Here is a 20,563-nt window from a genome sequence, read left to right as displayed (position 1 = left end):
TTAATTGGAAAGCCCTGACTTAACGGTCAGGGCTTTTTCCATTTCTACGGCAACCAGCCCAGGGCAATCACTTCACAGCTTATTGATCGCGCATTGGCGTGCTACTCAGTCCTTTCCTTAATATAAAAGACATTACCTCCGCGCACTCTCCCGGCTGCATAATCTTCCTGCTGACATTCCGGTCTGTCCTCGACTAACGCTCAAAACAGGCGTATTGAAGGTCCGGCTTCACCTCACCCTCTTTGCACTACACCATCAGGCGGTCATTCTCACGACGCCGTATTCGCTTACGCCCTCCTGCGCTTTCAGGGACGCAGAACGGCTGCAAACGCGGCTGGATTTGCGCTGTAAACGTCATCAGAAGATGATGTTTAAACAGTCTGGGGGAGGGAAGTTACTGCTTTCAGGTGTGGGTGTACGGCTGTAACTGAGCCTGTATATGCCAGGGTTGCTCTACTACCCATTCGCTTAAAAAATCAATAAAGGCACGCACGCGCTGGCTTACGCCAAGATCGCTGTAATAGACAGCATTGAACGGCATCTCTACCGGTAAACGTTGATCGGCCAGGATCTCAACCAGACTTCCGTCAGCGATCTCTTTATGCACCATATAATCAGAAAGGCAGGCAATCCCATTACCGTCCAGACAAAGCTGCTTGATGGTTTCTCCGCTGTTAGAATCCAGTTCCGAACGGATGGTATAAAGTTCCCCATCGTCACAGGCGATTGGCCAGCGGTTAAGACGTGGCGCATCAATAAAACCGAGACACTGATGATTATCCAGATCGGCTGTGCACACAGGAATACCATATTTCTCCAGATACCCGGGAGAGGCAATAAAGCGGCGATAGCTGGTGAACAGCAGTCGTGCCCGCAGGCCTGAATCGGTAAGGCTGCCTGCCCGAATCGCCACATCGACTTTACGCTCGATGAGATTAATAAAGTTTTCAGATGAAATCAGTGAAAGGGCAATCTCGGGATAGCGCTCCCGAAAAGCTTTTATCATGGGCATCAGGAGATGCAGTATGACAGGAGTGGCGGCATCAATACGTAACAATCCCTTGGGCGCATGACGGCTCTCTATCAACGCGTCTTCTGCGGCCGTCATCACCTGAAGAAAATGCTGAACCTGCTGGAAATAACGTTCTCCTTCCTGCGTTAAGGCAAGATTGCGTGTTGTACGCGTCAGTAAAGCCAGTCCGAGTTTGTTTTCCAGTTTTTTGATCGTGCGGCTGACGGCGGAATTGGCCATCTGCAAGGCGTCCGCCGCGCGGCTGAAGCTCCCGTTTTCAACCACGCTGACAAATACTTTGAGTTCTTCAGAAGATGCCTTCATTGTTTCCTTCACGTGAAATAGCGCCTGAGGCCATATACCGCTAATTAAAGCACAGCCTGCTGTTTACCCCCTTGTCGCGGATGGCTTTTTGGTAAAGCGGGCTAAAGAAGACGAAAGCGCCTTTCCGTCAGGCCGGTTATCTTTTTAGTGGAAGAAACGGTCTGCACAGGCCGGATTACGCCATTCGTGACGACAATAAAGTGGGAGGGCGGTCTCGAACAATCGTCGGCATCGATTGAAACTGCGTACTAAAATCCCTATAACAGATAAGTGACATGAATTTCTGAATGATTAGCCAGGCGGGACAGTGCGCAAAAAAACCTATGCGATGAGATATGTAGCCGGACAGCCAGCGGAAAGGATCTTTCCTCCGGGTGCCATGTTTCATCTCGGCCAGGCACTGCCACCGGGTGAGCCACTCCCCGCCGATCCCACTTTGAAAGTATTAGTATGGAATATCTTTAAGCAGCAGCGCGCTGACTGGATGTCCGTGCTGGAAGGGTTTGGTAAGGATGCCCATCTGGTTCTGCTTCAGGAAGCGCAGACGACGCCCGAGCTAATCCGCTTTGCGACCAGTAACTATCTGGCGGCCGATCAGGTTCCGGCTTTAGTGCTGCCTCAGCACCCCTCTGGCGTCATGACGTTAGCTTCTGCTCACCCTGTTTATTGTTGCCCCCTGCGCGAGCGAGAACCCCTGTTAAGGCTCTCAAAATCCGCCTTAGTCACGGCGTATCCGCTTCCCACGGGCGAGATGCTGATGGTGGTGAACATCCACGCGGTAAATTTTAGCCTGGGCGTGGATGTTTACAGCAAGCAGCTCGGCCCCATTGGCGAACAGATTATCCATCATCGCGGGCCTGTCATTATGGCGGGCGACTTCAACGCCTGGAGCCGCCAGCGCATTAACGCCCTCTATCGCTTTGCGCATCAGATGAAACTGGAAGAGGTGATGTTTACCGCCGACCACCGACGTAAAGCCTTTGGCAGACCTTTAGATTTCGTTTTTTATCGCGATATACACGTCAGTGAAGCCTCGGTTCTGGTGACGCAGGCATCCGACCATAATCCACTTTTGGTTGAGTTCAGTACCAGACGATAAAGGTGACATCAGGCAGGAAAGGGCAGAGAGAACGTGGTCACGGGCAGGATGTAGAATCAAACAAGAAAAAAGGCTGACAAATGTCAGCCTTTTCAACGTATCAGGTATCTGGTGTTGCGTTATTCTTAACGAACAACGTGAGCTCGTCACCAGGCTGAATATCTTTTGCGTTACTCACAACACTGTTCCAGCGCATCACGTCTTTGATGTTAACGCCGTGACGACGGGCGATACTGTCAAGAGAATCACCCTTACGAACGCGATAGGTGATGCTGTTGCTATTATCCGCCAGGCTCGTGCCATTCGAACCCACAGTCAGTAGCTGACCGGGACGAATACTGGCACTGCGCAGGTTATTTTGCTGCTTCAGTGCGGCCACGCTGACGCCTAACTTATTCGCAATACCGGATAAGGTATCGCCGCTTCGCACTTTGTAGCCCCCCTCATTGCTGGCTTTCGCCAGTTGTGTGGGCTGCACGGCAGAGATATCACCGGAAGCCAGTGAATCACGCAGCTTTGCGACGTTAGACTTCGGCACCAGAATGTAATGTGGCCCATTGGGTGCTGTTGCGCCGCCTTTATAACCGGTATTGAAGCTCTTCAACTTGGTGAGCGACATCCCCGCCATTTCTGCGGCCTGCGTCAGTTTTATCTGCTGACCCACTTCTACGCGTGCCAGAGCACGGTTTTCGTCAGGCGTCGGCAGTTTGATACCGTAACGCTTGTTGTGCTTAAGCAACTCGCTCAAGGCCAACATTTTTGGTACATAAACCGTGGTTTCACGTGGAAGCGAAAGATGCCAGAAGTCGGTAGGCTTACCGCGCGCCTTGTTCTGTTTAATCGCTTTGAGTACCCGTCCTTCTCCGCTGTTGTAAGCCGCCACTGTCAAAAGCCAGTCACCACCAAACATCGTATTAAGACGCTGCATCATATCCAGTGCTACTTTCGTTGAGGCGACAACATCGCGACGACCATCGTAGTAACGGTTCTGTTTTAAACCATAGTTTCGACCCGTACTCCCAACGATCTGCCAGATGCCAGCGGCATTTGCAGATGACGTTGCGTGAGGATCAAAAGCGCTCTCCACTATGGGTAGCAGTACCAGTTCCATCGGCATATTACGTTTCTTAATCTGCTCGACTATCCAGTACATGTACGGCTCTGCCCGTAATGTTACATCGTGGAGATAGCTCTTATTTTTTAAAAACTTTAATTTCTGTTCGCGGATCCGGGCGTTTTCCGGAATCCCCATCTTCAACTCGTCACTAATGAAACGCCAGAGATCATTATCTTCTGCGAGGCCAGTTCCATCTTCCTGCCATCGCGGCGATAAAAGTCGATCACCGTATTTTCCATTTTCACTTTGACCAGCTGAAGACAGACTCTGGGCATGCTGTTCGGGGATATTGGCGTCATTCCGTGATGCCTGACATCCTACCAGCAAGACCGAGGCGAATAATATCGCTTTAGCCTTCATGTGTGTGTCAATAGTTCGCTTAAAAGACGAGCAACTATACGTGACGGTCCTTCACAACACAACCCGAAAAATCAAAAAGCGTCTTTCTTCTCGCGTAGAACAGCAAATGTTTGCCATACGGGCCCAACCCCAGTATCAACGTTTAAAGCGCGTTGTAAATCAGCATCTTGCGTTCGGAGAAATAAATTTATCACACGCTCATGGGCCAGTTTTGTAGGTAAAGTAATGCGGTTTTCGGCCCGTAAGTCCTTAATTTTATGGTATTCAGCCGTTATTTGCGGATCGTGGGGTAAAATTGCGGCAGCAAACTTCAAATTGGATAAAGTATATTCATGCGCACAGCACACCAATGTGTCTTCCGGGAACGAGTTAAGCTTTTGAAAGGATTGGTACATTTGCTCAGGGGTGCCTTCGAAAAGCCGTCCGCAACCACCTGAGAACATCGTATCTCCACAAAAAAGATAAGGTGCACTGTAATATGAGATATGTCCTAAAGTGTGCCCCGGCGTAGCGATGACCGCGAATGACAGGCCCAAAACGTCAACGTTATCTCCTTCACGCACGCATGTTTTTGCCCCTTTATCTGCCGTTTCCTGCGGACCGTAAACGGCAATCTCGGGAAAATGTTCACAGAGCGTTTTCACGCCACCGACATGATCGTTGTGATGATGCGTCAGCAAAATGGCGACAGGCTGCCAGCCATTGGCCTGAATTTTCTCCAGAACCGGCTGGGCTTCACCCGGGTCAACAATCAGGCATTTTCCTTCGTCATCTGTTAACGTCCAGATGTAGTTATCTTGCAGTGCAGGAATGCTGGTAAGATTCATAAATACCTCTCGCTGGTCGTTAAAAGGAAAATGGTAAAGCATGAAGCCCGCCAAGACACGCCAAATCCTGAACGCCCCACGCTCATGGCACGATATGCCATGGGGCATTTACTTTCGCGATGCCCTGACGCAGCAACTTCAGCCTTACCTCGGAAAGCTTTATGGCTTTCATATGCTTAAGCTTGGCAACCTCAGCGCAGAAATCAATACGGAACAGTGCGCGATTTCCCATCAGGTCAGCGTAGGTGTCGAAGGTGAAGGCTTACAGGTCCTGGCGCATCCCACCCAGCTCCCGTTCGAAGCCAAATCTGTCGATGCCTGTTTACTGGCCCATACGTTATCCTGGAGTCAGGATCCCCACCGGGTATTGCGGGAAGTGGACCGGGTATTGATCGATGATGGCTGGATGATAATCAGCGGCTTCAATCCGTTCAGTCTGCTGGGTATCAGTAAAATACTACCCGGAATACAGCGTAAAGCGCCCTGGAGCGGGCGCATGTTCAGCCAGATGCGATTACTGGACTGGCTGGGATTGCTGAATTATGAAGTGGTCTTTCGTACGCGTTTTCAGGTGTTGCCCTGGCACCGGCAGGGCGGCAGAATGATCAGCGCTCACTTACCTGCTTTGGGGTGCCTGAATATCGTCGTTGCGCGTAAGCGCAGTTTCCCCCTCACGCCGACCAAGGCAAGAATGAGTCTGAGCAAAAGGCCCCTGCCGCAGCCTGTGAATGCGACACGGCAGTTCAGACACGTCAACGATCAGGATTCTGGTTGATAGCCGATATCATCAAAAGCCGGATGGTTTGCGGCATGGCGTGCCAGTTCATCGCAGCGTTCATTCTCCGGGTGGCCCGCATGGCCTTTAACCCACTCCCATTGAATCTGATGGGTGCTGAGCGCAGTATCAAGCCGTTGCCACAGATCGACGTTCTTAACCGGCTTCTTATCAGCTGTTTTCCAGCCGCGTTTTTTCCAGTTATGAATCCATTGCGTAATGCCCTGGCGCACATACTGACTGTCGGTACTCAATACCACGTCACAGGGTTGTTTCAGGGCTTCCAGCGAGACGATAGCCGCCATCAGTTCCATGCGATTATTGGTCGTCAGGCGGTAACCGGCGCTAAATGTTTTTTCATGTTGCCCATAACGCAAAATTGCGCCATACCCCCCCGGGCCCGGGTTGCCGAGGCAGGAACCATCGGTATAAATTTCTACCTGTTTGCGCATCTCTGGTAGACTTCCTTCTGACAAAACGCCAAGTCTGACATAAAACGAGCCCTATGAGCACTGCAAATAACCGCCAAATCGTTCTCGATACTGAAACCACCGGTATGAATATGATCGGGGTGCATTATGAAGGTCACCGCATCATTGAGATCGGTGCCGTTGAAGTGGTGAACCGTCGCCTGACAGGGAACAACTTCCACATGTATCTCAAGCCCGATCGGCTGGTCGACCCGGAAGCGTTTGGCGTTCACGGTATTGCCGATGAGTTTCTGCTGGATAAACCGACCTTCAGTGAGATTGCCGATGAGTTTCTTGACTACATCCGTGGTGCAGAACTTGTTATTCATAATGCCTCGTTTGATATCGGCTTTATGGATTATGAGTTCAGCAAGCTTGAGCGCGGCATCGAAAAAACGGAAACCTTCTGCAAGATTACTGACAGCCTGGCGATGGCGCGCCGTATGTTCCCCGGTAAGCGCAACAGCCTCGACGCGCTGTGTTCACGTTATGAGATAGACAACAGTAAGCGTACGTTGCACGGCGCACTGCTCGATGCCGAGATCCTGGCCGAAGTCTTTTTAACCATGACGGGCGGACAAACGTCCTTGTCTTTCTCGTCGGAAGAGGATCGCTCGCGTCAGCAGCAGAGCGAAGGCATTCAGCGCATCGTTCGGCCCACATCAGGATTGCGCGTGGTCACCGCCAGTGATGAGGAAATCAGTCATCACGAATCACGGCTGGATCTGATCATGAAGAAGGGGGGCAGTTGCCTCTGGCGCGCCTGAGTCGCAAAGATTTGTGTGTAAAATCAACATCGGGGCGAAAATAGCAGCAAACGGAAGCGGGCAGGGGGAAAACCGTTGACGGCGAGTAATGATGTGATTAATATGCGCCTCGTTCCCGACGGGGAACAAAGCGCGGAGCGGTAGTTCAGTTGGTTAGAATACCTGCCTGTCACGCAGGGGGTCGCGGGTTCGAGCCCCGTCCGTTCCGCCAAATTTTGACGCCATGCTGGTTATCAGCATGGCGTTTTTGCTTTCTGGCTCTGGACGTTTCTCGTCTTCCTCTCAACAGCCGGTTTGCCCGTCACGCTCAGTGCTATCCCGTATTTTCGACCTGATGCCCGTCGCACCCAATAAATGCCCCATAAAGGCAGGGTAAGAACGACGTTCCCACAGCCAGTCCTCACAGAAACGGACTGACTGACAGTAAGCGTGAATCAGTCTTTCTGCATCGCGACGGCACCCGACGGGATTGTCGTATGTTTTTCTGCAACCTGTTTTTCCCGCGCCACCAGCCAGTAGCAGCTCGCCGCCAGCGCCACGCCGATAAACCAGCTAAAGTTGGCGACCTGATGCAGAGAAGGGATAAAGCTAATCACCAGACAAATAGCGACCGAGGGCAGCAGGGCAACAATGGCTTTCGGGTTAAATCCACCGCGATACCAGTAGCGCCCCTGCGGTGTGGCATCGAACAGATCGTCCACAGAAATACGGCCGCCTTTGATCAGGTAAAAATCGGCTAACAGGATGCCAAACAAAGGCCCGATAAACGAACCCAGTACGTCCAGCGTATAGTGAATCAGTTCAGGCGACTGGAACAAATTCCACGGCGTGAGCAGGACCGAACCCACCGCTGCAATCATCCCCCCGGTACGAAAACTGATTTTCTGAGGCGAGCAGTTAGAAAAATCGAAAGCAGGAGACACGAAGTTCGCCACGATGTTGATGCCAATCGTCGCGGTGATCATGGTCAGTAAGCCAATCGCCACGGCTAAATCGCTGCCAACCATGCTCACGGTTTCGATAGGATCGGTGATCATTTTACCAAACAAGGACTGCGTACCCGATACAATCACAACGGTCACGATGGAGAACAGCAGGAAATTGAACGGCAGTCCCCAGCGGTTACCCCGGCGAACCTCACTCATGCTTTTGCCGTAGCGAGAAAAGTCACCAAAGTTCAGCAGCGGGCCTGAGAAGTAAGACACGACCAGTGCCGTTGCCGTAATCATCTGCCAGGTTTGTTCACCGACGGACAGCGATTTGCTGGCCAGCGTAAACGAAATACCGTCGAATCCGGTTTTGTATACAATCCAGCCCGCCAGTGCCAGCATGACGACGTAAACGGCGGGACCAGCGATATCAATAAAGCGCTTAATCGCACTCATGCCGTGCCAGAACACCATCGCCTGCAGAACCCACATCACGCCAAAGCAGTACCAGCCCAGTTGCGATAAGCCAAGCCAGTGGCTGTGCGTCAGGCTTTCCAGCGACGGATAAAACTTCAGCAGCACCAGCATCAGCGCATTCGCCGCCAGCCAGGTCTGAATACCGTACCAGGCAAACGCAATCAGGCCGCGGATCACCGCCGGAATATTGGCGCCAAAGACACCGAATGCCTGGCGGCAAATGACCGCATAAGGCACGCCGGCCATCTGGCTGGGTTTAGCGACCAGGTTGGCGCAGAGCTGAACAATACAGATCCCTGCCAGCAAACACAGCAGCACCTGCCAGCTGGCCAGCCCTAATGTGAAGAAGCTTGCCGCGACCACGTAGCCGCCCATGCTGTGCACATCCGACATCCAGAAGGAAAAGATGTTGTACCACGACCAGTTTTGATGGCGGGTAGGCGCCAGGTCAGCATTACATAGCTTCGGACTGTATGCTTTTCCGGCTTCAGAGGCCGATGTGTTACCCACCGTTGAATGATTTGGCATGAAACCTGCTCCTCTCAAAGACATGAATAAAATAACCTTGTGAAATCACATTGCAGGATCCAGGCCAGATTTGTTTTTTGTATACAAAATTTATTTTTCACGTATACGATAAGTGATGCAATGATGTTTACCGGAGCGGGTGATGAAGAGTGAAACAGGCCAGAGAACGGCGGCCGAGCTGCATGATAAAGATGAACCTATCTATCAGGCGTTAATGAACGCCATTGTCGAACATCAACTGCCGCCCGGCAGCAAATTGCCGGAAGAAGCGCTTTCAGAGGTCTTTGGCGTGAGCCGCACGGGCATCCGTAAGGTCTTGCAGCGCCTTGCTGCGGTGCAAATGATCACGCTCACGCCCAAACGTGGTGCACATGTCGCCACACCGGGCGTGGAGGAAGCGCGGGATATTTTCCGCACCCGAAGCCTGCTTGAGTGCGGCAATCTTTCTGCGGTGCTGGAACATCTGCAGGCACCGCACCTGGCCGGGCTCACGGCCCTGGTTGAGCAGGAAAAAGAGGCGATTGCCCGGCATGACGGTCCGGCGGCGATTCGTCTGTCCGCGGCCTTTCATATCCAGTTGCAGGCGATTTCGGGCAATCAGGTATTAACGGATTTGGTGACGCAACTGGCCCAGCGATCGTCGCTGGTGATTGCCACCTGGGGCGCGCCCTGGCAGCGCGGTTGTCGCTGTGACGATCACGGCCAGTTACTCCAGCGACTCCGGGAAAAAGACCTGGTGTCACTGACCGCCTCGCTGCAGCATCATTTTGAACACATCGTTGCCAGCCTCCATTTTGAGCGCGGAGGCGAAACACTACCGGATTTTTCCCGACTATTTGCCGGGCATAAAGGAGCCGTATCATGAGCCTGATTCAGGTTATCAATCCCAATACCAGCCAGGCGATGACCGAAACCATCGGTCAGGCGGCCCGCGCGGTGGCCGCACCTGGAACGGACATTATTGCCGTTTGCCCTTCGCAGGGCGTGCCGTCGATTGAAGGGCATTTTGATGAGGCGATAGCGGCGATCGGCGTGCTGGAACAGGTGAAGCTCGGCAAAGCGCAGGGCGTCAGTGGCCATGTGATTGCCTGTTTTGGCGATCCTGGCTTGCTGGCGGCACGCGAACTGGCCAGCGGGCCGGTCATCGGTATCGCGGAGGCGGCCATGCATACCGCCACATTGGTGGCAACGCGTTTTTCAATTGTCACGACGTTGCCCCGCACGCTGGTCATCGCACGCCATTTACTTCAGCAGTACGGTTTTACGCACCATTGTGCCGCTTTACATGCTATTGATTTACCCGTGCTGGCGCTGGAAGACGGCAGCGGCGTGGCGCAGGAGAAAGTGCGCCAGCGCTGTATCCAGGCAAAGCGGGAAGATGGCTGTGGCGCCATTGTTTTAGGCTGTGGGGGCATGGCAACGCTGGCCGCGTCGCTGACAAAAGAGCTGGAGATGCCGGTGATTGATGGCGTCAGCGCCGCCGTCAAGATGGTGGAATCGCTGGTGGCGCTGGGTTTTGGCACCAGTAAACAAGGCGATTTAGCTTATCCGCTACATAAACCGCTCTCAGGTGTCTTTCAGCACCTAAACTAAGCAGATGTTCCCGTTCAACGACAGGATGCAAGTGATGACTGAAAGCCAGGATAAAAAAACCTACAGCTTCAATAAGAATTACCCGCGTGACCTGATCGGTTACGGTGGAAAGCCTCCACATGCGCGCTGGCCAAAGAAAGCGCGCGTCGCGGTGCAGTTTGTACTCAACTATGAGGAAGGGGCAGAAAACAACGTTTTGCACGGCGACACGGGTTCAGAACAGTTCCTGTCTGACATCATTGGGGCGGCCAGTTATCCGGATCGGCATATGTCGATGGAATCCCTGTACGAGTATGGATCCCGCGCCGGTTTCTGGCGCATTCACAATGAGTTTCAGAAGCGCGGACTGCCCCTGACCGTGTTTGGCGTCGCGATGGCGTTGGCGCGCCACCCGGACATCGTGGACGCCATCAAACAGGCGCAGTATGACGTGGTCAGCCACGGCTGGCGCTGGATTCACTATCAGGGCATTGATGCTAAAACCGAACGTCAGCACATGCAGCAGGCGGTGGATGTGTTAACGGACCTGTTTGGCAAAGCGCCCACAGGCTGGTACACCGGACGCGACAGCCCCAATACGCGGCGGCTGGTGGTGGAACAGGGCGGCTTCAGTTATGACAGCGACTATTATGGTGATGATTTGCCATTCTGGACTCAGGTCACCTGTCAGGACGGTACGGTAAAACCCCATCTGATCATTCCTTACACGCTGGAATGCAACGATATGCGCTTTGCCTCGCCCCAGGGTTTCAATACCGCAGAGCAGTTCTTTACCTATCTGCGCGATACGTTCGACGTGCTGTATGAAGAAGGCGAAGCCGCGCCCAAAATGATGTCGGTGGGGATGCACTGCCGCCTGTTAGGTCGCCCGGGAAAATTCCGCGCCTTGCAAAATTTCCTCGACCACATTCAGCAGCATAAAGATGTGTGGATTTGCACCCGGCAGCAGATTGCCGATCACTGGATAAAAACTTACCCCGCGCCAGAGGCGTAATCTCCCGGCGGCAAGCGCGTGACGGCAAAAGGATGTCGCCACGCGCTGCCCCGGTTTCCGGCATTGTCGTCCGCACGGCCCCACTCAGTCACATAACGTGGGATCGGCCTCAATCATCAACTGCTTCATCTCTTCGAAATGCCGCAGAGAGAAGTCGGGGATGCCTTCCCAGTCACGGGCCGTTTTTTCCGCGACCTCGTCGCTCAGCACCTTCAACGGTTGCCCGGTAGACCAGGCGGTGACCAGAATCTGGCAGGCCCGCTCCAGTGTCCAGATATCATCATAGGCCTCGCCCACCGTCTGGGCGGTAACCATAACGCCGTGATTACCCATCAACAGACGACGCTTATCGGTCAGCAGGCTGGCCAGTCGGGCGCCTTCCTCCTGAGTGTCTGCCATGCCCCCGTACAGGGTATCCACCGCGATACGGTTGAAGTAGCGCGCACTGTTTTGATCGACAGGCGGAATGTGTGGCTGTGCCAGACAGGCGACGCTGGTGGTATAAACCGGATGCAGATGCATCACGACCCGGGTTTCTGGCAGCCGCTGATGAAGTTGCCCATGGATCGACCAGGCGGTGGCGTCTACATCGTCCCGCTCTCCACAGGCGGTATCGTCTGCATTGAGCAGCAGCAGGTCGCTGGCGCGAAGCCGTGAAAAGTGTTTCCACTTTGGGTTCATCAGAAACTGCTTACCATCCGGTGAAACTGCGGCACTGAAATGGTTCGCTACCGCCTCATGCATGCCCAGGTGGGCAATAATGCGAAAGGCCGCCGCCAGATCGATACGGGTCTGCTCTTCAAAAGAAAGCGCCATATTCCCTCCTGAAAATGAACGCGTGACGGGCACGCGTTTGAGATTAAGGTTTTGGCATCAGGGTGTTGAGATCGTCGGCTGTTGGCGCTTCAAAATGGTATTTTTTGAGCAGCGCGGCATATTCGGGCGTTTTACTGAAGGTAGCCAGCGCAGCGACCAGGGCTTTTTTCACCTCCGTATTGTCCTTCTTCACGCCAAAACCGTTTAACACCGGATAGATAAGTGTCGTGGAGGAAATCTGAATACGGTCGCCCAGCTTTTGCACCACGCCACGCGCCACGGCGGCATCGGTAATCTGTGCTTCGACCGCATGGGAGAGCATCGCCTGCGTTGTCTGCGGATCGGTCGAATATTCGCTAATCGCGATGGGGGGTTTACCGTTTTTCACACAGTAGTCGTCAGACAGTTTGTGTAACTGCTGCAACCACGACGTGGCGCCCATCGAACCGATTTTATGGCCGCAGAAATCTTCAGGCGTTTTGGGTTGGTAATCGCTTCCCTTCAACGACAGGATAGCTTCGCCGCTTTTCAGATAGGGAATCATGTCGATCACTTTCATGCGATCGGCGGTGATGTACATCGACGAATTAGTCATATCAAACCGGTTACTCTGCAAGCCGGTAATCAGGTTAGGGAAACGGGTATCAATGTTAACGGCCTGACGGCCCATCACTTTGGCCAGACCATCAAGAAACTCAATGTCAAAGCCGGCGGGTTTATTATCCTTCATGTACTCATACGGAAAGAAGGTCATATCCGATCCGGCGATAATTTTGCCGGGTTGTAAAAAGGCTGAGGCGTTAAAGGACGCCAGTACAGCGCCTGCGGCAAGCAGACTTAACACGTAGGTTTTCATCATTATTCTCTCTCTGAAAAATGCCATCAGACGTTGGCAAGATCTTTACCGGCCTGTTGAACAAAAAACGAAGCACCGCGCGGTTTCTGCGGCAGGCGGAAGGCGTTTGCGGTGCTGCGGATCATGCCGCTCTCCTCACCGTAAACCAGCGTGCCCGCATCCGGGCTGGGTAACGGGTTTTCACCGAACGGCAGTGCATCTTCAGCGGCGTACACGGCGATAAACAGTGTGCGCGGCCATTCGGTTTCATTGGGACTGGAGGCGTGCAGCAGTCGGGTATGCATAAAGCACACAGAACCCGAGGGACCAAAACAGGCGGTAGGTTGTTGGCACTGTTCTTTCACCACTGCGGGATCAACGGCACCGGTAAAGCGGCCACCCTGCCAGTGTGAATAAAGCGGCCCCTGATGGCTGCCCGGCACCACGTTCAGCGGACCATTTTCCGGTGTGACCTCACTGACCATCAGCAGCGCGGTCACGATATCGTCGTTGCTGTGCGGGGTGAACAGGAAATCCTGGTGCCACTCCACTTTCGTTGCGGTATGGGGCAGTTTCGAGTTGATCTTACTGTGATGATAGCGTGCACCGCTGCCCCCGATTAACTGTCCGGCAATCTGCGCCATACGTGACTGCAGTGCCGCATGGCGATAGGCGGCAGAGATATCGTTCGGTGAGCTGACGCGGCGCAAAGAAGGATGATCGGCACGGTGATCGCTCTCAATATCGAAACGCGGACGCCCATCCTGCGTATCGCCCCAGGGCGCATTCTGGCTGCGGCTTTCCTCAACCCACTGGTCAAAGTCGTGTTGTAGCGCTGCGATTTCATCGCTTGTCAGGACATTTTCAACTACCAGAAATCCCTGCTGGTGATACTGATCTACCTGCCACTGTTCAATCATGGTCGTGCCCTCGTGATTAATACATCGTTACGCCAGCGAGACATCCTTCAGAAAAGCTTCCACGCGCGGATGCTGGCCATCGCGCAGAGCCTGCGGCGCGTCGTCACAGACCACGCGTCCTTTTTCCATAAAGACAATCCGGTCAGACACCTTGAAGGCGAAGTTCATCTCATGGGTCACGATCACCATGGTGATGCCCTCGCTTGCCAGGGCTTCAATGACCTGAAGCACTTCATTCACTTTTTCGGGATCCAGTGCAGAGGTGGGTTCATCGAACAGCATGATTTGCGGACGCATCATCAAGGCACGTGCGATAGCCACGCGTTGCTGCTGTCCGCCGGAGAGCTGATGAGGGTACTTCCAGGCATGGTCGAGCATGCCGACTTTAAAAAGCAGCGCAGCAGCCTGCTGTTTTAATACCGCGGCAGGCGCGAGCTTGTGATAGCGAGGCGCCAGCAACAGGTTGTCCATAACGCTGAGATGACTGAACAAATTAAAGCTCTGAAAGACCATCCCGATATTAAGACGATGCTCTGCATGCTCAACGAAGCGTGGCTTGCGTTGCTCTCCCTGCTGACTGAGATGAATAAAGGGTTTTCCGTTAATACGAATTTCACCGTTATCGATCTGCTCCAGACCATTAAGCAGGCGAATCAGCGTGGTTTTTCCTGAACCTGAAGGCCCGATTACGGAAACCACTTCGCCAGGATGGATCTGCAGGTTAACGGCGCCCAGCACTTCAACATTGTTGTAAGCCTTGTGCAGACGCAGGGCCTGCAACGCTGGTCCGCTGGCGTGAAACGCCTGACGGACAGGATTCACCGCTGCGCGTTGTGCGAGTTCGAAAAGATGTGCATCAGGTTTGCCGGACGGTTGGCGTTGTGTCACGTCCAGATAGCGCTCCAGCTGTTTCAGCAGGAAGTCAAAGACGGTAACGATCAGCACGTAATAGAAGGCCACTGCCGCCATGGTTTCCATGACCAGAAAGTTTTGCGAGTAGAGTCGCTGGCCGACCATCAAAATTTCGGTAAGCGAGATAACAGAGACCAGTGACGTCAGCTTCACGATCGCGATGTATTCATTCGCCAGTGCCGGTAAGGCCACACGCAGTGCCTGCGGGATAATGATGCGCCACTGAATGCCTGCATAGCGTAATCCCAGTGCCCGGGCAGCCTCGCTCTGGCCTTTGGGAATCGCCAGCAGCCCGCCACGGTGAATCTCTGCGATATAGGCGCTTTCACACATGGTCAGCGCAATAAATCCTGCCCAGAATGGATCGCTCAGTACCGTCGACGTGGCGGGCAATGCCTGAGGCAGGTTATAAACAAAGATTAGCAGCACCAGCAAAGGCAGGCTGCGAAAGAGCCAGATATAAAACCGGGCCGGCAGCGTCAATAAGGGATGGCGCGACTGCTTGGCCAGCGCCAGGATAAATCCCGCAATAATGCTCGTTCCCCAGGTCAGCAGGCTCAGTTTGATGACAGTCCATGTCGCCAGCCAAAAATTAGCGTCGCTAAACAGACTGAACATATAGTTCCAGTTAAATGTCATGGGCTTGCTCACATTAAACAGAAGGGGTGAATAATTCTGTAATTCACTATGGCGGCAGGACGGGAACGATAGCAATTAGTAATTTGCTGGCTTCTGATTTTAAAAAAACTATCCAACTGTTATATCCCTTTTTAAACGGTGTCTTTTTAACAGTGCAGGGCAATAATTAACGTATTCTTTCCCTGTTTGCGCTTATTTAGGGCAGCACGCTGATCATTGCGACGCAGGGTGAGAGTTATTGGTGCAATTTCTTTTTGATGATTACGTTTCTGCCAGACGTAAAAAACAGGTGGAATGGCGTTAATACATAAACGGCGTTCAGGTGGAACGGGCAGGTAAGTGGCACAGCATTTGCAGTGCTGCTTAGGCCGGAACGAAGCAAGGTGTCTTGCTGACCATAAAAAACAGAGGTAACGCCATGAGTCGCTTTACACTTAAACAGCTCAGATATTTCGTCGCCGTGGTGGAGACGGAAAGCATTGCGGAAGCCTCGCGTCAGTTGCATATCGCCCAGCCCTCCATTTCCGTTTCCATCAAAAATCTGGAGGACGCCTTCGATCAGCAACTGCTCATCCGCCATCACGCACAGGGTGTTTCGCTGACGCCTGGCGGCCGCCGTTTTTACGAAAAGGCGCAGGAGCTGCTACGTCTGACACACGAGTTTGAGCAAAACTCACGAGCAGATAACACCCTGATTTCAGGCACCATTGCGGTGGGATGCTTTGAATCTGCGGCGCCGCTGTATATGCCCAAACTGATAGCCGGGTTTAAAAAACACTATCCGGATATTACCATTGAACTGTACGATGGCGAGCAGCATGAACTGATGCATGGACTCCATCGCGGACGTTTTGATCTGGCTTTTCTCTACGATCTCGAGCTGGATAACACCATTCAAAAAACCACGTTAAACGCTCCGCATAAACCTTACGCGCTCCTGCCGGTAAACCATCCACTGGCACAAAAATCCCTGGTCACGCTGCGTGAGCTGAGTCAGGAACCTATGATTTTGCTGGATGCGGTACCCAGCAGGAATTACTTCATCAATATTTTCAAAAGCAAAGGGTACCACCCGCAGGTAGCCTACAGTTCGCCCTCCATTGAAATGGTGCGTTGCATGGTAGGACAGGGGCTGGGGTTTTCAGTTCTGGTCACCCGCCCCTGTACTGATGTGACTTATGACGGTGAAAAGCTGGCGCAGATTGATATTGAAGATGATATGGAAGCCTCGACGTTAATCATGGCCTGGTTAAGTCATAATGAACCGACGCGACCGACAAAACTTTTTATGGACTATTGCCAGAATAGTGCGTTGGGGCCCACCGTGTAAAAAGTGCCGCGCAATTACCGTGCTGTTTGGTAAGAAAAAGAAATGTATTTGCGGTAAATCACATCGGCTAATTTCGCGCTTTATTCGCTGAGTGGCTTTAATAACCGGGCACGTATCTTCTGCTTATTAATTTCTTATTCAGATATTAGCTTTATAATATTTTACCCATTCATCTGCCTCAAATAGTCTTGGCGCTGGCGCGTGTCAGGAACACGTCATTAAAACGTCGGGCTTGAGGATGATGGAATGACAATATCAGAGCAAGAAACAGATACCCTGGTGATTGGGGCAGGGCAGGCCGGCATCGCCATGAGCGAGCATCTGGGGCGGCTCGGCATTCCGCATTGCGTGCTGGAAAAAAATCGTATTGCCGAAGCGTGGCGGACCCGGCGCTGGGACTCGCTGGTCGCCAACGGCCCGGCCTGGCACGATCGGTTTCCCGGCATGACTTTTCCGGGGCAGGATCCTGACAGCTTTGTGCCTAAAGAACAGATTGCTGACTATTTTGAAGCGTATGTGCAGCACATCGAGGCGCCTGTCAAAACGGGCGTCGAAGTCATCAGCGTGGTACCGCGTGTCGGGCGCAGCGGGTTCGACGTCTCAACCTCCGCTGGTCCGATCGTTGCCCGGCGCGTAGTCGTCGCCACAGGGCCTTTTCAGAAGCCTGTGATTCCCGCCATTGCGCCCACGGATACACGGTTCACCCAGTTACATTCGGCGGACTACCGTAACCCGCAACAACTGCCTGAAGGTGGTGTGCTGGTTATCGGCGCGGGCTCGTCAGGGGTGCAGATTGCCGATGAGCTTCAGCGTGCAGGAAAAGACGTGTGGCTCTCCGTTGGTCCCCACGATCGTCCGCCTCGCCGCTATCGCAACCGGGACTTTTGCTGGTGGTTAGGGGTCCTTGGCCTGTGGGATGCGGCAGCCAGTCAACCGGGGAAAGAACACGTCACCATCGCGGTCAGCGGCGCGCGCGGCGGGCATACCGTCGACTTTCGCAAACTGGCGGAGCAGGGCATCAACCTGGTCGGATTGACGGAGCGCTTTTCCGGCGAGGTCGTGACCTTTAAGCCCGATCTGGCGCAAAACATTGCCGCAGGCGATGAAAACTATTTATCCCTGCTGGATGCGGCCGATGCCTGGGTTGAACGCCATGGCCTGAATTTACCTGAGGATCCGGCCGCACGCGCCTTTCTGCCCGATCCGGAAAGCGTCTCGCATCCTGTGCAGTCGCTCAATCTGGTCCGCGCAGGGATCACGACGCTCATCTGGGCGACAGGCTATGCCACGGATTATACCTGGCTGAAGGTTAACGCCTTTGACGAGAAAAACAGACCTCTCCATCAACGCGGCGTCTCCCCGGAGTCCGGACTCTATTTCCTCGGGCTGCCCTGGCAGTCGCGCCGCGGCTCCTCGTTTATCTGGGGCGTGTGGCATGACGCAAAGTATGTTGCCGACCATATTGCTATCCAGCGCCAGTATCAGGATTACCGTGCCGCGTCAGAAAACTGAACCAGGAGACTGCTGTTATGCCAACCCATACTCGTATTCGGATGTTTAACACCAAAGAAACGTACCCTAATCAAACGCTGGACAACGATCTCTGCCAGGCCGTACGTGCAGGTAACACAGTGTACCTGCGCGGCCAGGTCGGCACTGACTTCGACGGTAATCTGATTGGCCTGGGCGATCCGGCCGCGCAGGCGGCGCAGGCAATGAAAAATGTGAAGCAACTGCTGGAAGAGGCGGGGAGCGATCTGTCGCATATTGTCAAAACCACCACGTATATAGTCGACCCGCGTTATCGCGAACCGGTCTACCGGGAAGTCGGAAAGTGGCTAAAAGGTGTTTTCCCCGTCTCAACAGGGCTGGTGATTTCGGCTCTGGCACAGCCGCAATGGCTGATGGAAATTGATGTCATTGCGGTGATTCCGGATGACTGGAAACGTGGAGCAGACCAATGACCTTATCAGTGACGGCACGGTGTGAAGAAACCGGTCAGCTCGGCATCGCTATCAGTTCATCCAGCATTGCGGTAGGCGCGCGCTGTCCCTGGCTCCAGGCCGGCGTGGGTGCCGTATCCAGCCAGAATATTACGTTGCCCTCTCTGGGGCAGCAGATTCTGTTGCATCTGGATCAGGGCAGCGATCTGAACGTGGCGCTAAAGCGGGCGCTGGCCGGCGACAGATTCAGTGATTACCGCCAGGTCGCCGCGATTGATATTCAGGGTAACACGGCGTTTTTCAGTGGCAGCAAGACGCTGGGTATCTGGAGCATGGCCGAAGGAAAAAACTGTATCGCCGCAGGCAATATGCTGGCGAACGAGGGCGTAACGGCATCCATGTGCGCGGCCTTTGAAGCGGCCTCCGGTGAACTGGCCAGTCGGCTGCTTGCCGCCCTTCAGGCCGGCGTGGCGGCAGGCGGAGAAGCCGGGCCGTTACATTCTGCTGCGCTCAAACTCGTGGATGATTATCCCTGGCCGCTGGTGGATCTGCGCATCGACTGGACCGGGCACGACCCTGTCGGGCAGTTGACACAACTGTGGCTTGCCTATGAACCTCAGATGGAAGCCTATGTCGCGCGCGCGCTGGATCCGCGTGAGGCACCGGCCTATGGTGTGCCCGGCGATGAATGAGACGTTACGGGCGCTTCTGGCCTCTCTGCTGGCCTTTGACACAACCAGTCGGGTGTCAAACCTGGCCCTGATCCAGTTTATTGACGACTACCTGACTGACAGAGGCATAACGACGCAGTGGCTGTATGACGACAGCGGTAAAAAAGCCAATCTGTATGCGCGTCTGGGGCCGGAGGGCGAAGGCGGCGTTATGCTGTCAGGGCATACGGACGTGGTGCCGGTTGAGGGGCAAAACTGGTCCGTGCCGCCTTTCGCCCTGACGGAACGTGACGGACGATACTACGGTCGGGGAAGCGCCGATATGAAAGGCTTTATTGCCTGCGTGCTGGCCATGCTGGATGCGTTTCTTCAGCAGCCCCTGCGCATGCCTTTGCATCTGGCGTTTTCCTGTGACGAAGAGGTGGGGTGCCTGGGCGTGCGCTCGCTGGTGGCGATGCTCAATGCCTCACCGGCAAAACCGGCGATGTGTATTGTGGGTGAGCCGACCGCCATGCAGCCGGTTTACGGACATAAGGGAAAACGGGCGGTGCGCTGTCGGGTGCAGGGCCACGCCTGCCACTCTGCCTATACGCATCAGGGCGTGAATGCGGTTCACTACGCCGCCCGGTTAATTGCGCGTCTTTTGCAGCAGGAAGAAGCGTTAAAGCAGCAACGTGACGAACGGTTTGAACCGCCTTACAGCACGCTGCAGATTGGCACGATTCAGGGCGGTACAGCACTGAATATTGTTCCTGAGACCTGCCATTTTGATATGGAGTGGCGAACGCTGCCTGGTACGGATGCTCAGGCGCTGTATGACAGCGTACGCCACTTCGCCGAAGCAGAACTGGTGCCTGAAATGCAGCGCACTGAACCGTTGTGCAACATTACCTTTCAACCACTGAGCGACTACCCCGGCTTATTGACCGATCCGCAGACCGACTTTGCCCGCTGGCTGGCGCAGTGGAGCGGACATAACGAGTTCGCTACGGTCGCCTTTGGCACCGAAGGGGGATTATTTGACGAGATTGGGGTAGCCACGTTGGTCTGCGGGCCGGGAAGCATGGAACAGGGACACAAAGCAGATGAGTTTGTCAGTCTTGAACAGCTTGAACGCTGTATGGCAATGCTACAAAACCTGCGTCAGTGGATGGCAGTAACGTCCACCAATAAAGCCACGCAGGGTGGAGCGCGCCGCGCGGCCAGATGATCGGCAAAAACGTTT

Annotated in this window: 20 protein-coding genes and 1 tRNA gene; 12 read left to right on the top strand and 9 right to left on the bottom strand. The window is 53.9% G+C overall.

Annotation, left to right across the window (positions count from 1 at the left end; translation table 11 throughout):
• Positions 1 to 403: 403 nt before the first annotated feature.
• Entirely contained in the window at positions 404 to 1,336 is a 933-nt protein-coding gene (gene yafC / locus RAC60_RS13335) for a DNA-binding transcriptional regulator YafC (protein WP_375093896.1), read from the bottom strand.
• Positions 1,337 to 1,643: 307 nt separating this feature from the next.
• On the opposite strand from yafC, the gene RAC60_RS13330 reads away from it, so the two are divergent.
• Positions 1,644 to 2,435, top strand: coding sequence for an endonuclease/exonuclease/phosphatase family protein (locus tag RAC60_RS13330; protein ID WP_006117999.1), 792 nt, complete (start codon positions 1,644 to 1,646; stop codon positions 2,433 to 2,435).
• Positions 2,436 to 2,535: 100 nt separating this feature from the next.
• Here the strand turns inward: RAC60_RS13330 and mltD are convergent, their stop codons facing one another.
• Together mltD and gloB are read right to left on the bottom strand one after the other, a co-directional pair.
• Entirely contained in the window at positions 2,536 to 3,912 is a 1,377-nt protein-coding gene (gene mltD, locus RAC60_RS13325) for a murein transglycosylase D (protein ID WP_033738490.1), read from the bottom strand.
• 71 nt (positions 3,913 to 3,983) lie between these two features.
• Positions 3,984 to 4,739: a hydroxyacylglutathione hydrolase gene (gloB, locus tag RAC60_RS13320; RefSeq protein WP_375093895.1), complete on the bottom strand. Its 756-nt coding sequence runs from the start codon at positions 4,737 to 4,739 to the stop codon at positions 3,984 to 3,986.
• A 40-nt stretch (positions 4,740 to 4,779) separates the two neighbouring features.
• On the opposite strand from gloB, the gene RAC60_RS13315 reads away from it, so the two are divergent.
• Positions 4,780 to 5,514: a class I SAM-dependent methyltransferase gene (locus tag RAC60_RS13315; protein ID WP_033738493.1), complete on the top strand. Its 735-nt coding sequence runs from the start codon at positions 4,780 to 4,782 to the stop codon at positions 5,512 to 5,514.
• Here the strand turns inward: RAC60_RS13315 and rnhA are convergent.
• Complete coding sequence (gene rnhA, locus RAC60_RS13310; RefSeq protein ID WP_006118003.1) at positions 5,499 to 5,966, bottom strand: ribonuclease HI; 468 nt, start codon at positions 5,964 to 5,966, stop codon at positions 5,499 to 5,501. The genes RAC60_RS13315 and rnhA overlap by 16 nt on opposite strands.
• A gap of 53 nt (positions 5,967 to 6,019) precedes the next feature.
• Between rnhA and dnaQ the strand changes: the two genes are divergently transcribed.
• Together dnaQ and RAC60_RS13300 are read left to right on the top strand one after the other, a co-directional pair.
• Positions 6,020 to 6,751 (top strand): DNA polymerase III subunit epsilon, encoded by a 732-nt coding sequence (dnaQ, locus tag RAC60_RS13305; RefSeq protein ID WP_006118004.1) that lies wholly within the window; start codon positions 6,020 to 6,022, stop codon positions 6,749 to 6,751.
• Positions 6,752 to 6,885: 134 nt separating this feature from the next.
• Positions 6,886 to 6,962, top strand: a tRNA-Asp gene (locus RAC60_RS13300).
• A gap of 223 nt (positions 6,963 to 7,185) precedes the next feature.
• Here the strand turns inward: RAC60_RS13300 and RAC60_RS13295 are convergent.
• Positions 7,186 to 8,685 carry an NCS1 family nucleobase:cation symporter-1 gene (locus tag RAC60_RS13295; RefSeq protein WP_110268560.1) on the bottom strand — a complete coding sequence of 500 codons (1,500 nt, stop codon included), beginning with the start codon at positions 8,683 to 8,685 and terminating at the stop codon, positions 7,186 to 7,188.
• Positions 8,686 to 8,827: 142 nt separating this feature from the next.
• On the opposite strand from RAC60_RS13295, the gene RAC60_RS13290 reads away from it, so the two are divergent.
• Genes RAC60_RS13290 through puuE form a run of 3 tightly spaced genes read left to right on the top strand, consistent with a single transcriptional unit; the run spans position 8,828 to position 11,272 of the window.
• Complete coding sequence (locus tag RAC60_RS13290) at positions 8,828 to 9,550, top strand: GntR family transcriptional regulator (protein ID WP_006118006.1); 723 nt, start codon at positions 8,828 to 8,830, stop codon at positions 9,548 to 9,550.
• Complete coding sequence (gene hpxA, locus RAC60_RS13285) at positions 9,547 to 10,278, top strand: allantoin racemase (RefSeq protein ID WP_033738498.1); 732 nt, start codon at positions 9,547 to 9,549, stop codon at positions 10,276 to 10,278. Before RAC60_RS13290 ends, hpxA begins: the two co-directional genes overlap by 4 nt.
• Positions 10,279 to 10,312: 34 nt before the next feature.
• Positions 10,313 to 11,272 (top strand): allantoinase PuuE, encoded by a 960-nt coding sequence (gene puuE / locus RAC60_RS13280; RefSeq protein ID WP_039338609.1) that lies wholly within the window; start codon positions 10,313 to 10,315, stop codon positions 11,270 to 11,272.
• Positions 11,273 to 11,356: 84 nt separating this feature from the next.
• Here puuE and RAC60_RS13275 read toward each other — a convergent pair whose 3' ends face one another.
• The 4 genes from RAC60_RS13275 to RAC60_RS13260 are packed head-to-tail and all read right to left on the bottom strand — an operon-like array spanning position 11,357 to position 15,394.
• Complete coding sequence (locus RAC60_RS13275) at positions 11,357 to 12,088, bottom strand: class II aldolase and adducin N-terminal domain-containing protein (RefSeq protein ID WP_375093894.1); 732 nt, start codon at positions 12,086 to 12,088, stop codon at positions 11,357 to 11,359.
• A 43-nt stretch (positions 12,089 to 12,131) separates the two neighbouring features.
• On the bottom strand, positions 12,132 to 12,947 hold the full coding sequence (locus tag RAC60_RS13270; RefSeq protein ID WP_033738503.1) for an ABC transporter substrate-binding protein: 816 nt from the start codon (positions 12,945 to 12,947) through the stop codon (positions 12,132 to 12,134).
• A gap of 23 nt (positions 12,948 to 12,970) precedes the next feature.
• Complete coding sequence (locus RAC60_RS13265; protein ID WP_375093893.1) at positions 12,971 to 13,843, bottom strand: phytanoyl-CoA dioxygenase family protein; 873 nt, start codon at positions 13,841 to 13,843, stop codon at positions 12,971 to 12,973.
• Positions 13,844 to 13,870: 27 nt separating this feature from the next.
• Positions 13,871 to 15,394, bottom strand: coding sequence for an amino acid ABC transporter permease/ATP-binding protein (locus RAC60_RS13260; protein WP_033738506.1), 1,524 nt, complete (start codon positions 15,392 to 15,394; stop codon positions 13,871 to 13,873).
• 418 nt (positions 15,395 to 15,812) lie between these two features.
• Between RAC60_RS13260 and RAC60_RS13255 the strand changes: the two genes are divergently transcribed.
• From RAC60_RS13255 to argE, 5 genes are all read left to right on the top strand, one after another.
• A complete protein-coding gene (locus RAC60_RS13255; protein ID WP_033738508.1) occupies positions 15,813 to 16,724 on the top strand; it encodes a LysR substrate-binding domain-containing protein in 912 nt (303 codons plus the stop codon).
• Positions 16,725 to 16,970: 246 nt separating this feature from the next.
• Positions 16,971 to 18,236: an NAD(P)/FAD-dependent oxidoreductase gene (locus RAC60_RS13250; RefSeq protein ID WP_058702731.1), complete on the top strand. Its 1,266-nt coding sequence runs from the start codon at positions 16,971 to 16,973 to the stop codon at positions 18,234 to 18,236.
• Between the two features lie 17 nt (positions 18,237 to 18,253).
• Complete coding sequence (locus RAC60_RS13245; RefSeq protein ID WP_033738510.1) at positions 18,254 to 18,688, top strand: RidA family protein; 435 nt, start codon at positions 18,254 to 18,256, stop codon at positions 18,686 to 18,688.
• Positions 18,685 to 19,359 (top strand): DUF1028 domain-containing protein, encoded by a 675-nt coding sequence (locus RAC60_RS13240; protein ID WP_367143280.1) that lies wholly within the window; start codon positions 18,685 to 18,687, stop codon positions 19,357 to 19,359. The genes RAC60_RS13245 and RAC60_RS13240 overlap by 4 nt, the downstream gene beginning before the upstream one ends.
• Entirely contained in the window at positions 19,337 to 20,548 is a 1,212-nt protein-coding gene (gene argE, locus RAC60_RS13235; RefSeq protein WP_205952800.1) for an acetylornithine deacetylase, read from the top strand. The genes RAC60_RS13240 and argE overlap by 23 nt, the downstream gene beginning before the upstream one ends.
• The last annotated feature ends 15 nt before the right edge of the window (positions 20,549 to 20,563 follow it).

This window comes from Pantoea sp. BR_17 (genome assembly GCF_041955125.1).
GTDB lineage: Bacteria > Pseudomonadota > Gammaproteobacteria > Enterobacterales > Enterobacteriaceae > Pantoea > Pantoea stewartii.
The sequence above is the reverse complement of the archived record's forward strand: the minus strand, read 5'-3'. Positions and strand labels throughout refer to the sequence as shown.